Source organism: Pleomorphovibrio marinus, assembly GCF_003347495.1.
Taxonomy (GTDB): Bacteria; Bacteroidota; Bacteroidia; order Cytophagales; family Cyclobacteriaceae; genus Pleomorphovibrio; species Pleomorphovibrio marinus.
In genome coordinates this window covers 1-15,896 of the sequence record NZ_QCXY01000006.1, presented here as the reverse complement: position 1 = coordinate 15,896, position 15,896 = coordinate 1, and the positions used below count along the sequence as shown (strand labels likewise).

Genomic DNA, 15,896 nt, shown 5'->3' with positions numbered 1-15,896 from the left:
AGTCCGAACCGGGTTGCAGGTTCCCTATTGCGTTTTCTTACCCCGAGTCAGATGACTCGGAGCTAATGGGTTTGAAACCCTGTTGGGTTTCTTTGAGGTTCCCAAAGAATTTGGGATCAATAATATTCATTTTAATCGAATCCCAACTCCAACAGATACAGTTGACTTGGATCCGGCCAGGGTTCGGGGCGGGGTCTGTCCCGGTTCTGGGGGAGGGTTTCCCATTTCAAAAGGTAAGTGCTTTCATTGGGAGAAGTACCCAAGTCTGAACTGGAACGTATCTCCAAACCGGGAAAATCCCCTTCCACCTCCAATTGGGTTACATAGCTTTGGGGTTTCAATACTTCCCCTATGGGGTTGAGCTCCTCATCCAATAACAGCGTTCCCTGTCCATATTTGATATGGTCAAAGCCCAATTCATATGTTCCGTCTTCCCTTCTGATAAACTCCCCCACCCTTACTTCGAATTCAATGCTGCCACGACCGGAAAACTCCCAACGGTAATCCCAGTCGGTCACTTGCTTGGATTTCCACTGCTCCTCTTGGTACCTGGCCACATAAAATTGGAGATTACCCTCCTTATCATACTTGTGATAGGCCATCAGAGGATTATGGTCTGGATCCAGACATAGCCTGGCCGCCAAGTTTATGATTCCCCCCTCTACAGGGATGGGATCCACAATTAGGGAGGTTTGATCAATGGTGGCGGGCAAGCTTACAGGATCACCATGTACATCAAACCAATTCACCAAATCTGGGCTTTTCATATAGGATAAATCATGGTTAGTTTCGCAGTCCGGAGTATCCCTCCACACCCAATACATATGGTACCAGTCATCTTCGTACAATTTGGGTTGCGAAGCATACGCATTCATCTCCCCTTGGCCATCTGTAAGAGGGGTGTCCATTAAACGCTCCCAGGTTTGGGCGTCGGTATCATAGATATTGTAAATTTCGTTTCCGGACCCGCTGCCCCCATCCCTGTAGTGAAAAATTAGGTTCCCTTCCCTGTCCCTCATAAACTTTGGGTAGGTACACCTGTCCTCTTCTGTACCCACCATATTCCTGAACTGCTCCATTTCACTGATATCATTGGGACTCTTACTTCTGAAATAGGTAAGGGGGTGAACGTGCATATTTCCGGAAAGGTGGATATAGCCATCATTATCCATACCCAGTGTGACAGAATTGTGGCTGTCCCATTTTAGAATGGTGCTGGTACCATTGCCCTCCTCCCTATCGAATAGGGGCATGGTGTGTAGATCAAATTCGTCATCCGATAAATCCCGCTGCCCTAGCACCATATGTCGGTTTTCGTCATAAAAAGCCACGTATTGTCGATTGCCCGCAGTCATCAAGGCAAAGCCCACCGGATGACCCGCCCATACTTTGGAGATGGGAATGGAATTCTTCAAGACTTTTTCTTCCTGTCTTTCGTCAATTACTGTTGGCTCATTGGTACCGCAAGAAAGAAGAAGCGTGCTCAAAGCCAGGTAAAGAATCTGGAAATAACTTAATAAATTCATGTGTATATATTTGTCTTTTTAAGGTCACATAGCCTGACCCGGACTCGCTTCGGGAGCCTGTCCCTGCCTGCCCCGAACTCGTTTCGGGGAATTTATTTCGGGAGAATCTCGCAATCTATAATCATCCCAGTGTGTGACGTGCTCGTCATGCCCTGACCGCCGTCAGGACAGGCTCGATTTCATGTGCTTATAATTTTTTTCAAGCCTTTTAACTTGTTCTGCATTGGATTCGGGAAATAGCGCACCCCAAGAGCTACCTGGGGCTATCCTTCTATCTGAGGTTCTCGGAATGCTCGAATTCATACTTTTGGTCAATTAAAGGTGAGAAAGGGAACACTTTACCAATCCTTTAGCGGATTGAGCATTTGGGATGGTGGGGTCGTGCCCTCCGGCAATAAGTAAACCTCATAATTAATGTTTTCATCCGCTTCGGCTTCATATTCGAAACCCACCATAATGGTTCCAGGATTGGGTGCATCATAATCCGTTGTGGGTGTTGTACTATATGTTTGCCACTTTACATTTTCCAAACCCATCATTCTAAGGGTCAATGTTTTTCCGTCTTTGGTCAAAGTAGCACCATCTTCGCTGACCTCTACATTCGCCGAAGTCAGCATATTCCATCGCATGTGGGTTTTGCCGGACTTATTATTGATTTCGTCCCTTACCAACACATAGGCCTGATCCACAATGGCCACCCCCCTTTGGAATTGTTCCACCTGATCTTTATACACTGTACTGATGTCTGATTGGGCAAAGGCAAGGTTTTCTTCATCACCATACTTATCAATTTTTGCATATCCATCCACTCTTTGCAACTCCCCGTCGAAGGTCAAGGTGTTATGCACAAAATTATTGAGCCTGAACACGGACCACCTTTCAGCATCTTGGGTTCGCCCAAACAAGGCAATCCCCTTTGATTCCAGGCTTTCATAGTTCTGACTTCCGAAATCCATGGCCCATCGAACCCCATTGGCCTCCATAATAAAGGATCCAATATCCATATGCCCATGATTCACCGATGCAGAACCGGCCTTAAATCCCAGGTATATCGCATTGGGATCAGTCCAAGAGGTTCGCATCAAGGCCAAGGGGTTGGCACCTTGCCCTACCCAAACCTTTCTTTCCGGAACAGGGATTTTATCCAAGGAAAAATTCTTTCCCCATATCATGGCAGCAGGCAGAATCCTGTTGGAAGTAAACCTGCTTAAATCTCCCCTGTCAAACTGCCCCCTTTCCACCCATAACAAGGAGGGCTCCTGGTTTTTCTCCGCAAACCAATACATAGCCGGGGTAATACTTCCACGACCACCACCTGCATCTCCCCAATTAAAGGAATAGCCGGTAACCCCAGACATATTCTTGAAAAACCCTGCTGTCTCCAGAAAACCCGGTACCTCGTTTAGCCCAAAGTCTGTAGAATAAATCCGCTCTATGGCATCCAGAAAGAGCACATTAAAGGTGGTTCCATACGCCCAATAACCATATCCCTCCGGATAGGCTCCATCCGGTTGATAATCCTCCATTGCCAAGCTGATTGTTTCTACTGCCCTATGTATGGTTTTATGGGCCAGCTCCGGCTCCTCCTCGTAGATTGCCAAGGCCCCATATAGCATCCCTGCATTACAGACCTGATTCCAGTTATGGGTAGCTGACAGAAACCAGTTGTATTCTTCGTCATAGGAGGGCTTTATGCCCAATTGAACGATGGCATCTTTTATCGTCCTTTTCGATGCTTTTGATAAGCCATCAAACAACCAATCGTATCCTATGGACAGGGCCATGGTCATTTCGGCCACATCCAAAAAGTGGCTGGGATTCCAATCCGAAAATCGGGAAACAGCCAACATTTCTTCCTCGGCCCGCTTAAGGAACAGTTGTTCCCCACTCATCCTGTAAGCATAGCTAAGATAAAAAATCCTTCTCAAGGCCTCTCTGGATACGGAAAGCAAGCGTCTGCCTATCTGCTTGCGCTCCAACACATCCTCATGGATGATGCTTTGGGCCTCTTGCATGATGGCAGTATGTAAATTCTCCCATCGGGGGTCTGTTTCTACATTTTTCTTAATCATGCTTTCCTCTCCCTTTAACAGTAAAATTCTAGGATGATCCTTCACAGGAAGGGTTTTCGGCACCTCCTGCCCCAGCAACGGGTAAGTAATTAGCATTATCAGTGTGCCAATCAGCCAGCCTTGCCCCATAGTCCAAGCCTTAATCCTATTTTTGTCCATATTCACTCCACTTACTTTGTATACCATAGCTTTATTAAAATTTCCTAATGCACCTTACTGCATATCGTGATCCCTTATTTTGAGTAAATTGTCCTCCATACCCACTGAAATTTTGCCCCCAAACAAATCCTATATTGTATTCCGTAGAACTCCAATACAGGTCACTATCAAATCCCCCGAGTTCATCCTTCCATTGGTACAACATGTCTAGTTCATCTTTTGACGGGAGATACCAATCCCCATATCCTCCATCCTGACATCTTGAGCAAACCTTAGCAGCAAAATCCCCATAAATATCGTCTGCTGTGTATTGGGGAAGGATGACAGCGGTGTTTTCCTTTCCAGCGTAAATACCACTTCTGACAGCATTTATCATTCTATCCCCATGATCCCCGTAAAGCTGTGGTGGCTCTGCCCTGCCGTTTCGCCAGGCAATCCCTTCATGTTGGTCGGATTTGGCCACGATTAACCCATGCTCTCCACTTTCGTCCAGCCACACAATTACCCCGCCGCCGTATTCCTTTCCAATATAATGAGCAGCATCCTTTTCCCCCGGTTTTCCAAAAGTAGAATCCTCACTAAATTCCCAATCGGGTCTTTGCCCTTCTTTTGTTCCATTCACAAGGGAAACACTGCTTCCAGCCCTATCCCCTTTGGGAAGATGGATTCGAATTTTACCGTTTTCGGCTGACCAAAAATCACCATGGCCGCTAAAGCTGGCTTGTATTTCCAGTTGATTTCCTTTTCTACTGGGGTCTGAGACTGTAATGGAGGCAATATTTCCCCCATCCAGTTGTAGGAGAAGAGCTGAAGGTGAACTTACCGAAAATGAATTTCCATTTGGCAATTCAAATTCCCCTGCCTGATATGCCACTACACTTACTTTCTGTAAATCTGAATGGTAAACCGCTTGAAGCCCTTCCGTATTTGAAAGCATGTGTATGTCGGAAAAAGGTGATAAGGATTTCGCATCCTCCATGGATATTCCCGGAATTACTTTATAGGCATAGCTGGCACCTTGCGGTTGCTTTCCATGGTCTATCCAAATGGAAAATAGTTTTTTGGTAAGTGCGGGCCTGCCTCTCACCCGCTGGGTTTCCACTATATCCTCCCATTTGCCCGTGGCCTCCTTGGATTGGATTTTTACCTCAGTAGCCGGATAAAAAACGTAGGCCACACTGTCATGCCATACCCAATCCATGGTTTCTGAGATAGTTGTGTTCTCCTCCAGCTTGTGTTGAGAACCGGATTTTCCAAAATAAATTTCCCCTTCCAGCAAAGCCTGATTGATGGTGGTAAATACAGGAAGTATTTCCTCACTGCTGATTCCTGCTCCCAGACAAGCATATCCTTCATCAAAGAAAAACCAGGATTTCTTGGCTTTTAATGGGTCATGGGGGCTGATAAAGTCAAACACCACAGCCCCATATTGCCCATCGGTAACCGCACCCACAAATTCCGACTTTCCTTTTTTGACTATCTCGCTGGAAGGTGGATGAGTGGGTTTTTGGAGTATGGTGGTACCCGGAATCTTTTGCCAGTCCCATACCGGAAATATATCATAGTACTCCTTACCGGTTCTGGAGATAAAATTTGATCCGTCGGCATGGTGATGCATTTTAAGGGATTCCCCATTATGGGGTGCCTCCATGTTGTTATTTCTTTCCGAATGCATGCGCACGGAGGTAAAATAGCCCGGCCGCTGATGACTGGCATATTCCGAAAACCAGAAAAAACTGTTATGGCTCAAATCGGGCTTTTTGCCTTCGTCCCTAATGGCAATGATGTCCTCAAGCTCATCCCTACGGTAATCGGTGATGGCCAGCAATTTTTTGGGCAAAGAGGCATCAAAGGGCTTCAAGTTCCCTTCCCTGGCCATGTCCCTGTTGGTCACGCCAGGATCCTTGTAGCTTGCATGTACCATGGATTTGGCAATACCATCCAAATAGTAGTCCACCAATAAACGGGTACTTTCCTCTGGAAACTGAAACGAGGTGCCCTCCAATCGCAGAGCCCAATCGGCAAAGGTAGCCGCATATCCCCTACCGTAGGACAAAATAGAGGTTACCCTATCGGCCCTGTGGTGAAAACCCAAATCGGGCTTGATCCCCATTCCTGAAGTGATCCCCACCTCATCAATCATTGCCCTTAGTGCATTTTGAAACTTATTCTTATCCCGTTCGAACAAGGACAAAGTAGCTTCGATACCTGCAATTTTGATAAGGTCTCCCCCCGGTCGTGCACCCCAGGCACCCAGGTTCCCCCGTGCTGCCAGAGCGGCTACCCCTTCTTGCTGATCCTCCTCCAAATGTCCTTCCAACAAAAAGAGTATTTCTAACCATCGGGTAGGGTTGGCAATTTCATTGGTATGCCAATTGGAAGCGATATAATCTTCATCCAACCAATGCTGCAAGGCAAGTAGGATGTGTTGTTCTAAAGCTTCGTCATTGTGGTATTTAGAGGAGGGATGGGATAAAGACAAAGCCATCGTTTGAAGATTAACTACATGGCTAACATGCTGAAAGCCCGTTCTGGAGCGGTCCTCATAGTTGATATCTGACCAAGTCCCATCTTCCGATAAAGTTTCCATCAGCTTGGAGGTCATCGCATCATCCGGTTGCTTATCCAACATCTCTTCCTTGATGCGTTCCCTTAGTTTTTCCAAGTCCGCATTGGCGCATACCGATTGGGCAAAGAGCCCCCCAATCACTAGGACTAATACAACCCACTTGCCATTCATTGACTGGTCAATTTTACCCTAAGGGTACCTTCTCCGTTTTCCAAGACCCAGGCAGGAACACGGATTTCCAATCGCTTAAGGTTTTCATATTGCCTATCCAACTCCAATGGTGCAGGATCCAGGGATACAAGGGAAACCATTAGGTCGGGGTGAGAAAGATTTTCCAGCTTGACCTGCTTGCCATCTTGCTTTAGAATAGCTCCACCCTTTACGATCTCCACATCCGCCTGGGTCATAAGTTGCCAAGTGACCATTTTGGTGTTGTCATTGGCTTTGATATAGTCTTCGATGACAAGTGAAGAATCATCGGGCTTTTTGAAGGTTCGCTTGGCTTCGGAAATATTTTCCCCAAACACCTCGGCAAGGTCAAAGGTGGCCTCAGGAGTGTTTCCATCTTTAAAATCCACCAAGGAGGCGAATCCGTTGTTTACATGCAGCTCATCATTCACCGTAAGAGTACTATGTCCGTAGTTGTTTTTGGTAAGCAGCGTCCATCTTTCACATTCCTGACAATTTCCCCAGAGGTTAAATCCGGTAATTTCCAACTCATTATAGGGCTGGTTTCCTGGATCCATCACCCAGCGTACCCCGTTGTGTTCCCAAATAAAGGAGCCTGCATCCATGTTGCCATGACTGATGGTGGCTTTTCCCCCTTTGCCACCAAAATAGTAGCTGTCGGAGCCTTCCTTTCCATCTCTGAAAATGGTAATGGGGTTGGCACCATCTCCTTTCCATGCCAGTGGCAGGGGTTCTTCCTCGGTGGCCTCAAATTGGGATAACCATACCAAACCAGCTCCTGCAATCCGGTGCAGCTTGCCCATGTCTTCCGCAGGTTGGTTAAACTTTTCCTTTTCCACGTAAAGCGGATTTCCGGTCTTAGTGCCAAACCAAGCCAAGGTAATGTCCCCTGAAGTACCGTGCTTATCTCCGCAATCGGCAAAATTATAATACCAGCCGGAGGGGGCTATGCTCAAGACCCTAAAATCCGCACTTTCCTTGAATGCTGGATATTCCGCAATGCCGAAATCCGTTCCAAAAGCAGACTCCAAAAGGGCAGAGGTAAGTACCGAAAAACTAGTTCCATAACTCCAATAAGTAGAGCCCTCGGGATACACCCCGTCTGGCCCATATTCCGCAAGCGCGTGGGGCATCCCATCCAGGGAGCGGCTGATGGTTTTGGCGGCCAAGGCGGGATCCCTGTCCGCTATCATTATGGCTGCGGCTATCATGCCCCCGTTGCACACCTGATTCCAGTTATTGGTTCCGTCTATCCAACCGCGGTTGCCCTCCCAACTGGGATTAATACCCTTTTCGATCAGCGCATCTTTTGCAATTTCCACAGTGGATTTGGGCAGGTCCTTTCCCACCCAGTCTATGGCAAGTGCCACCGCCATGGACATTTCCGCCACATCCAAGAAGTGCGAAGGGTTCCAATTGGAAAAATTACTGACGGCAATGACTTCTTCATTGATTTTATCCAGGTACTTTTTGTCATTTTCTATTCGGTATGCCATACCCAGTACATTGATCCTGTGAAGCATGTCCCTGGATACCCCCAATAACCTCCGGCCTGTCATTTGGCGGGTAAGTACGGGCTGTTGCAATACTTCATCTGCATTCAATTTAACGCCTTTGTAGAAATTACCCACCATAGGGTCATTTTTGATTTTTCTCTTCATTTGCCTTTCCAGGGCCGGAGTCAAAACCAACTTTGGACTTGATTTTCTCAAATTTCGCTTCAGGTAGGCCTCTGTGATGGGGTTTTCCAACTTGGGAGGGTCATTTTCGATTGAATTGCCCGGCATCGCAATGATGTTAACATGCAGGACAATGATTAAAAATGATGTCATCAGCCCCATCATCCAAACAGATGATAAAGTAAGGCTATCTAAGCTTTTACTGGTTTTCATATTTTCTGGGTTTTTTTGTTATTTCGGATTATATTAAGCAATGCTGAACTAGCTTCCTCTCAATAAGCCATTTTTGGTTTCATCAAGGTGGGAAAGGTCCAGGCAAAATGATGCGTGGGATAGCTTACAGGCCTTGCCGGGTAAGCATACTGGCCATATTCCTCTACCTCATAGACATGTTCCATGGCCTCCATAAGGTTTCCCGGCCAGGAGTCCGGAGACCCCGGGCGCTGCTTTTCATGCCAAGGCCAGTCATCAGGTGATTCTACATAATGGAGCAAGTAATCGATGGCCGTTTTGACGGACCTTCCATCCTCTTCCCAATGTAGGAGGTCGGTTCCTTCCGCCTGAAGGATTGCCCAACAGGTTGCGGTGATGGGCGCAAGGGAGAAATAGGTGTACCATAGTCCCCGTTCCTGCCGCCTTACCTCTTCTGGCATATGCCCGTCTACGGCAATTTTTTCGAAAAGGTCGCTTTTGACCAGGTTGATATTGGTTTGCATCTCTTCCTTGTTATCCAAAAAAGCGGCACTCAATACCGACCCGAACCTGCCCCAGTCTGCCCAGTTATTTTTTCTTTCCCTAATTTCATTACAGGCTTTCTTATACACCTGATCCACCCAGGATTTGAATTTTTCCCTGTCAGTATCTGGCCAAAGCGGGTCAAATTTCAAGAGGTCGGCGGCAATCATCAGTCCAGGACCAGAATAGGCCATCACCAATGGCCCATCTGCCTCACTGTAACCCTTATTGGTCGTAGCCCAGGCATTGAGAAAGTAGATGGCTTTTTTGGCAAATTTCTCCTCCCCTGATAAGCGATAAGCCAAGGCAGCAGCATAAGCATCAAAGGAGTCGGATTGTAAACTTCGGGAATTGTTTCGGTGTCCCTCCGGATCCTTGTAGAACCCAGGAACCGCAAAGTCTTCCAAGGCATGGTGGCTATGCTGGCCAGCTTGATCGGCATAGTGAATTAATTCTTGGTAAGCGTCCCAATAGGGCTGAGATTGGTGGTTGATTTGGACTTTCACAAACTGAAGCTGTGCATCTGGGTGCATGACCTGGGCCTCAAGAGAGGTATTTCCAATTGAAAATACCCACAAAGCAGCTATTACAAAAGAGGGATTACCTACACGGTCCATATTGGGATTTTGGGTTTTCAGGTGATAACTTGATGGACATAAATTTACAAAAAATAGGGCTTTATTTCAGGCATAGGCCTTCCCGCTCATGTAAATAAATGAAAAAAAAACCTGCCCCATTGGGACAGGTTTTTTTTCTATTAAAACCCTGCAAGGGTAGGATTACCCTTGAAGAGTTCGTATATTCTTATTCCCACCCTGGGTTTTGGCCAAGATTGGGGTTTTGTGCAAGATCATTCAATGGAATGGGCCATAAATAGTCCCTGTTTTCATCAAACACTGGATCTGCCCAGTCTGTGTTTTGATAAACATCAATATAGGTCTTCCCATTTTCCGGATCTACTGATGTGAAAATAATGGCATTTTCATACCTGGCTTCCGCCTCAGCATTCCATTGGATTCCCATGTCGGGTTTCTCCAGTTTTTTGCCCTGCTTCCACCTTCTCAAATCATCATAACGGAAACCTTCCCCAAAAAGCTCAATCCTTCTTTCCCTTCGGATTTCTACCAATAATGGGGAAATACCATCATCGGCGTATCTTGGATCCATTGGCGGATTTATGTCTAAATGAGGCATTTCAACCCTATCCCTAAGGAGATTAATACTCATGTCCAAATCCCCCTGAGTGATTTCTCCTAGTTCCGCCTTGGCTTCCGCATAGTTTAACAGAGCTTCCGCATACCTCATGATTAAGGCAGGAAATTCGCCGTTATCAAATGCCTTTCCAATCATATCCAAGGCATTGTAATGCTTAATCACGTGATACCCTGTAGAGGAGGTCCTGCCCCCTTGCTGTCCCTGTATCCTAGGGTAGTCCCTACCGTCGTCATTGTGATACAGGTAGAAATCGGAATCCTCTGGATGCAATACCGTTTGACGAAGTCGGGGATCCCTGTTTACAAAAACATCCTCAATCCTATCATCTCCTTGGTAGAGTGGGGATAAGGTGATAGGCAACCCATCTTCGCAAAGATAGTCCTCCACCACGTTCCTGGTCGCACCACCAGTATAGCTATAATAGTTTTGTACGTGATTGGTTCTTATTCCCAATACGTACCTTCTAAACACCATGATTTCTGGGTTGCCGGACATATCCAGTGTCCTGTGGAAGGAGTTGTAATCCTGAGTGGGATCACCAGTAGTGTAGATGGAGTGAGGGCCATTGTCCATCAGTTCCTTCGCAGCATCCGCCGCTTCCCTCAACCACATTTCGGGGTTAGACCCACCATGATATTTCCTCCAGGTACCTTCAAATAAACATACTCTGGATTTAACAAGTAAGGCTACCCAACGGGTTAACCTTCCGGGGTCATTTCCATCCCCCCAGTCATTGGGAATATGCTCAGTGGCAAAGTTAAGGTCCGCAAGGACATTGTCCATTACTTCCTCCCTTGGCACGCGGGCAGCAAAGAGTTCTTCAGAGTCAATATTCAGTTCCCTGTCCACCCAAGGAGCATCCCCAAACATCTTCACGATATGGTGGTAAAACCAGCCCCTAAACAGACGGGCTTCACCAACATACCTGTTTCGGACATCATCAGGAATAGCAGCATTGGGGTAGTTTTCCAACCCAATATTAACCGCCCTTACCAAGTTCCAACCCCTGTAACCGTACCACTGATTACCGATACCGGATGAGGTAGTTGGCACTACTTGCCTTCCTGCTCTCACTTGCTGAAATGGCCTGTGCCTTTCATGGTTCGGGGCAAGATTATCGGCGAAACCATCCACCATAAGGTAACTAGCCACCTGGCTGTCAAAGCCTTGATGGTGACCGAGCATGATGGGAAAGTTGATATCGTTCTGCACTAAATGGTAAAAGGTATTATTATAAGTTTGTAAGTCGTTTTCCGTGTTCCAAAAGGTCTCGTCACTCACCTCATCCAAGGGGAATCTTTCCAGAAAATCATCGTTGCAGGCGCCTAGCATAAACACGCCAACAAAGAGCAGCCTGAAATTATATATTGTTCTTTTCATTATTTCTTGCTTTAATTGTTAGAATGTAAGCCTTACACCCATGGTATAAATCCTTTGCATTGGGTACTGAATAGCACCTTCCCAAATCGTTTCGGGATCCAAGGGTGGCCTGATAGGGGAGTATTCCCACAGGTTTTGTCCCACGAAATACACATTGGCGCTGGAGAAACCTATGGTCTGCATCCAGTTGGTAGGAAGGTCATAGCCCAAGCTAAGGTTTTTCAACCTCACGTAACCTGCATTTTGCAGGAACCGGGTTTGTGGCTGAATGTTCTTCTTGTCATTGGTAGAGATATGGGGATGGGCAAAATACGCATCCCTGTTGTCCTCAGACCAGGAGTCATCTATAAAGTAGTTTTCCACATGTCCCGCATTGAATGGGAAGAACCAGGTCCAGTTGCCGGAAGTAGGCCAATGATCCCTGCTCCAAACCCCTTGAAAGAACAGGTTAAGATGGAAATTTTTCCATTGCACGTTTTGATTAAGACCAAAGGAATACCTGGGTGTAGAGTTACCTATCACCCTCCTGTCACCTGGATTTTCCAAGGTGTTGTTTCCAGAAGTGATCCTACCATCACCATTTAAGTCGGCATATTGAATATCACCTGGTCTCCAGTTGGCTCCCAAGAAGGATTGATCGGGACCATTGTCCACTTCTTCCTGGGTTTGGAAAATACCCACGGTCTCATATCCCCAAATCTCATTGAGCATTTGCCCCTCATAATAGGTATTGGTGGAACTTGTTCCAGCAGGTAATGCACCGGAGGGGTTATTGAACCTAGTGATGGTGGCTTGCCAATCAGCAAGTGCCAGTGTCACATCATACATCAGGTCTGGTCTCAACTGATTCCTGTAGGTCAATGCCAATTCCCAACCATAGGTACGTAAGTCCGCAGCGTTGGTTTGGGGTGCCCCTGTACCCAATAGCGCAGGCATCTCCTGGGACATCAACATGTCTTTGGTATCCCTGGAGTACACGTCCAAGGAACCATCTATTTTGCCCCCAAACAAGGTGAAGTCCAAGCCAATATTTTGGGAGATTACGGTCTCCCATGTAAGGTCTGGACTTACTAATCCAGCTGGTGAAACAAAAGGCGTTCTATTAGCTCCAGCCATCATAAAATTGGATTGTCCTATACCCATTGTTGGTATATAGGGATACCAAATGGGGTTGTTGTTTTGGTCAACCAATAACTGATTTCCCAATTGCCCATAAGAAGCACGGATTTTCAATTCGTCTAACCAATTGGAAGCTCCGGCCATCCATTGCTCATTAGAAATCCTCCAACCCAAAGACACGGAAGGAAAGAAACCAAAACGACTGTCACGGGGAAACCTGGAGGTACCATCGTACCGACCGTTGGATTCAATCAAGAAACGATCGTCAAAGATGTAATTTACCCTGTAAAAGGCCCCTCTTAATCCCATATGATTTTGGGACCCAAAAGTCTGCTGCAAACCGATAGTGGCATTCAAATCCGTGATCAAAGGAGTGATGAGGGAGTTATTTTGTGCCCTTACCATCTTGTTATAACCCCATTCCTGGTTATATCCCACCATGGTGTTTAGTTTGTGCTTTTCAGGTAAATCAAACTGGTAGTCTGCCACAGCATTGATCACATAGTATTGGTTCATGTTGTTCACCTCATTGATGAAATCGTTACCACTGAAACCAAAGCTGATCATATCATCCGGGTTTCTCAGATCGTTATTTACGATTTCTACCCTGCTGGCAACTTGTTGTTGTGTCCGGTTAAACATATTAAACGCAAAATTACCCCTAATGGACAAGCCTTTGACGGGTGTCAGTTCTACCCCCTGATCCAGCCAGATATCAGTAGACCTCCACTGGTTTCGACCCCCATCCTTTAGATAAGGCCAAAAATTGGTGCCACCGAAATACATCCCCACGTATCTTTCGTATTGGTCCCTGTCACCAGGCTCCAAATAATAAGGAAGATCAGGGAACTGTATGGGCATGATTGGGTTTACCCTTGCCAGTGAGTTAATGTTCACGTCCCAGTTGTAGAAATGGGGTTTATCACTGGTTTGGGTATTGACGATCACCTTTTCCTCCAGCTTTAACCAAGGGGTAACTTGAAAGTCCCCCTTCATCAAAACGTTGTACCTTTTGAAGTTTTCGTTATTCTCAGCCAAGTAACCATCCCTACTCAAATGGCCAAAAGAGACAAAATAACTGGAATTTTCGCTTCCCCCCGAAATGGTCATATCATGTTGACTGGTAGGAGCAAAATCCGTCATGATTTCATCTTGGTAATTATTGAACCCATAAAACCTTAATGCACCATCTACGCCTCTCCACTCATTTTCGGGAATTGGGTTTTCTGACCACCTTCGGGTACCCTCCACCCAGTCGGGATCATATTGGGGGACACCGTTAGTACGGATATTGGCTGTATTTCTGGCATTTACAAATGCATGGGGATCAGTAATGGGATCCATATTGAAGATGGGCCTGGCCAATGCCAACTGACTGTTCAAGGATACGCTTACTTTACCTTGCTGCCCGCTTTTTGTGGTCACCAAAATTACTCCAAATGCAGCCCGGGCACCGTAAACGGCTGCGGCGGAAGCATCCTTCAATACAGATACACTTTCGATATCATTAGGGTTAATCTGGTTCAGGTCCATGGGAACATTGTCCACCAACACCAATGGCTGACCACCATTAATGGAGGTAAATCCCCTGACATTGAAGGAAGCGGGCTGCGATGGGTCACCACTTTGGGGTTCAATGTTCAGGTTGGGGATTACCCCTTGAAGGCCTTCAGCCACATTGGCAATGGGTCTGTTTACCAATCGGTCGGAACCAGCCACACCCACGGCACCGGTGAGGTTTACCTTCTCTTGTTTACCGTAGCCTACTACTACCACTTCATCCAGTGCCTGGGCACTTTCCGTTAACTTGATATCGATAACTTCCCTGTTACCTACTTCAACGGTTTGGCTTTCATATCCTATAAAGGAGAACACCAGCCTGGAATCGTCAGGAACCGTTAGGGTATAGTTACCATCAATGTCAGTGGCAGTACCGATATTGGTTCCCGGCACAGAAACGGTGGCACCAGGGATAGGCATGCCATCCTGGTCGGTCACGGTTCCTTTTACCGTAATGTCAAACTCATTTTTCGCGGGAATTGAAATACCCATTTCTTTATGGGTGGCCAGCATTGGCCTTTCGCTTTTCAACTGCAGGAAATCGTTGGAGAGCCTGTCGCCCTGTGCCCAAGAATTTCCGCAAATCATGATGAGGAACACCGCTGTAAACAGGGTACAAAAATACCCTCCTCCGCGGATGCGTAAAGATGTTTTCATAATGGATTTTTACTAGATTTTAGATGTTAATTGACATATGGAAAGGATTTCCATAGTGATAGTTGGGTCAGATTGACCTCATGCAGGGTTTTTTACCATAGGCAAACTGGGTTTTTTAATACGCTTAAATTAGAACTATTCATTAGGTGATTAATGATTTTAGGAAATCGGTTTCATTAAATTTTAAAATCATCATAATAAAATTAACAAAACAGAATTTTATTCTTTTAATTTAAGGTAGACCAAATGAAATATTACCTTCATTTGATATTTCAATATTAAAAAAAAAATTATTTAAAAAAAAGAAATAAGTATTTTTTTTGTTTTAAGATCACTTTTTTACACTTAAATTAGATAGTATAAAATATTTCCTAACCAATCTTCTTTGTTGATTTCAAAAGGAAACCGATGTAGTTTAACAAGTGCAACTGTATTAACAATCAGGTAACTGGGCCACGTGGTGTCGAGGTGAAAAAGGACATTGATTCCGACAAATAGTTCATAGTCCCTGCCTTTAGGTTACGACCATAGTCTATGCATTTGGGTTCAACCCCTACGGGGTTGGTGGCAGTGTGTCATTGCCGTGTCCACGGGTTGCACCCGCGGTTATTGCTGTGTCGGCCCTTCAGGCCTGGGGGTTGCGTGTGGGAAATATTGTGCACATCTATTTGTTGACCAAAGCCCGAAGGGCTGAAACAAAAGTAACCGAGGGCCAAAGCCCGTGGATATTGTATGGCATAACCTTCCCCCAACCCCGAAGCGGGTTGAACAAAAACCCGGTAGGGGGATGGTATTCTTGGGTGGTTTTACGCCATCCTGTTTTATCCGTGTCCTCGGGTTGAGCCCACGGTTATTGCTGTATTGTCCCCTCAGGCCTGGGGGTCGCGTGTGGGAAATATTGTGCACATCTATTTGTTGACCAAAGCCCGAAGGGCTGAAACAAAAATAACCGCGGGCCAAAGCCCGTGGGTATTGTATGGCATAACCTTCCCCCAACCCCGAAGCGGGTTGAACAAAAACCCTGTGGGGGAATGGT

The 15,896-nt window shown here is 46.1% G+C and carries 7 protein-coding genes; all 7 read right to left on the bottom strand.

Features of this window, described 5'->3' with window-relative positions:
* Positions 1–131 precede the first annotated feature (131 nt).
* Positions 132–1,526, bottom strand: coding sequence for a BNR repeat-containing protein (locus tag DB520_RS15305; RefSeq protein WP_114750614.1), 1,395 nt, complete (start codon positions 1,524–1,526; stop codon positions 132–134).
* 338 nt (positions 1,527–1,864) lie between these two features.
* The gene (locus DB520_RS15300) at positions 1,865–3,784 is read right to left on the bottom strand and encodes a heparinase II/III domain-containing protein (RefSeq protein ID WP_114750613.1); all 1,920 of its coding nucleotides are present in this window, start codon (positions 3,782–3,784) and stop codon (positions 1,865–1,867) included.
* A gap of 7 nt (positions 3,785–3,791) precedes the next feature.
* On the bottom strand, positions 3,792–6,497 hold the full coding sequence (locus tag DB520_RS15295; protein ID WP_114750612.1) for a polysaccharide lyase family 8 super-sandwich domain-containing protein: 2,706 nt from the start codon (positions 6,495–6,497) through the stop codon (positions 3,792–3,794).
* Positions 6,494–8,407: a heparinase II/III domain-containing protein gene (locus DB520_RS15290; RefSeq protein ID WP_232835002.1), complete on the bottom strand. Its 1,914-nt coding sequence runs from the start codon at positions 8,405–8,407 to the stop codon at positions 6,494–6,496. Before DB520_RS15290 ends, DB520_RS15295 begins: the two co-directional genes overlap by 4 nt.
* A gap of 59 nt (positions 8,408–8,466) precedes the next feature.
* Positions 8,467–9,546, bottom strand: coding sequence for an alginate lyase family protein (locus DB520_RS15285; protein ID WP_232835001.1), 1,080 nt, complete (start codon positions 9,544–9,546; stop codon positions 8,467–8,469).
* 187 nt (positions 9,547–9,733) lie between these two features.
* Positions 9,734–11,524 carry a RagB/SusD family nutrient uptake outer membrane protein gene (locus DB520_RS15280; RefSeq protein ID WP_114750610.1) on the bottom strand — a complete coding sequence of 597 codons (1,791 nt, stop codon included), beginning with the start codon at positions 11,522–11,524 and terminating at the stop codon, positions 9,734–9,736.
* 18 nt (positions 11,525–11,542) lie between these two features.
* The gene (locus DB520_RS15275) at positions 11,543–14,860 is read right to left on the bottom strand and encodes a SusC/RagA family TonB-linked outer membrane protein (RefSeq protein ID WP_232835000.1); all 3,318 of its coding nucleotides are present in this window, start codon (positions 14,858–14,860) and stop codon (positions 11,543–11,545) included.
* Positions 14,861–15,896 lie beyond the last annotated feature (1,036 nt).

What these genes read in the sequence shown, in the direction of transcription:
- DB520_RS15305 (WP_114750614.1), bottom strand. Translation starts at nt 1,526, where the DNA reads ATGAATTTATTAAGTTATTTCCAGATTCTTTACCTGGCTTTGAGCACG.
- DB520_RS15300 (WP_114750613.1), bottom strand. Translation starts at nt 3,784, where the DNA reads ATGGTATACAAAGTAAGTGGAGTGAATATGGACAAAAATAGGATTAAG.
- DB520_RS15295 (WP_114750612.1), bottom strand. Translation starts at nt 6,497, where the DNA reads ATGAATGGCAAGTGGGTTGTATTAGTCCTAGTGATTGGGGGGCTCTTT.
- DB520_RS15290 (WP_232835002.1), bottom strand. Translation starts at nt 8,407, where the DNA reads ATGAAAACCAGTAAAAGCTTAGATAGCCTTACTTTATCATCTGTTTGG.
- DB520_RS15285 (WP_232835001.1), bottom strand. Translation starts at nt 9,546, where the DNA reads ATGGACCGTGTAGGTAATCCCTCTTTTGTAATAGCTGCTTTGTGGGTA.
- DB520_RS15280 (WP_114750610.1), bottom strand. Translation starts at nt 11,524, where the DNA reads ATGAAAAGAACAATATATAATTTCAGGCTGCTCTTTGTTGGCGTGTTT.
- DB520_RS15275 (WP_232835000.1), bottom strand. Translation starts at nt 14,860, where the DNA reads ATGAAAACATCTTTACGCATCCGCGGAGGAGGGTATTTTTGTACCCTG.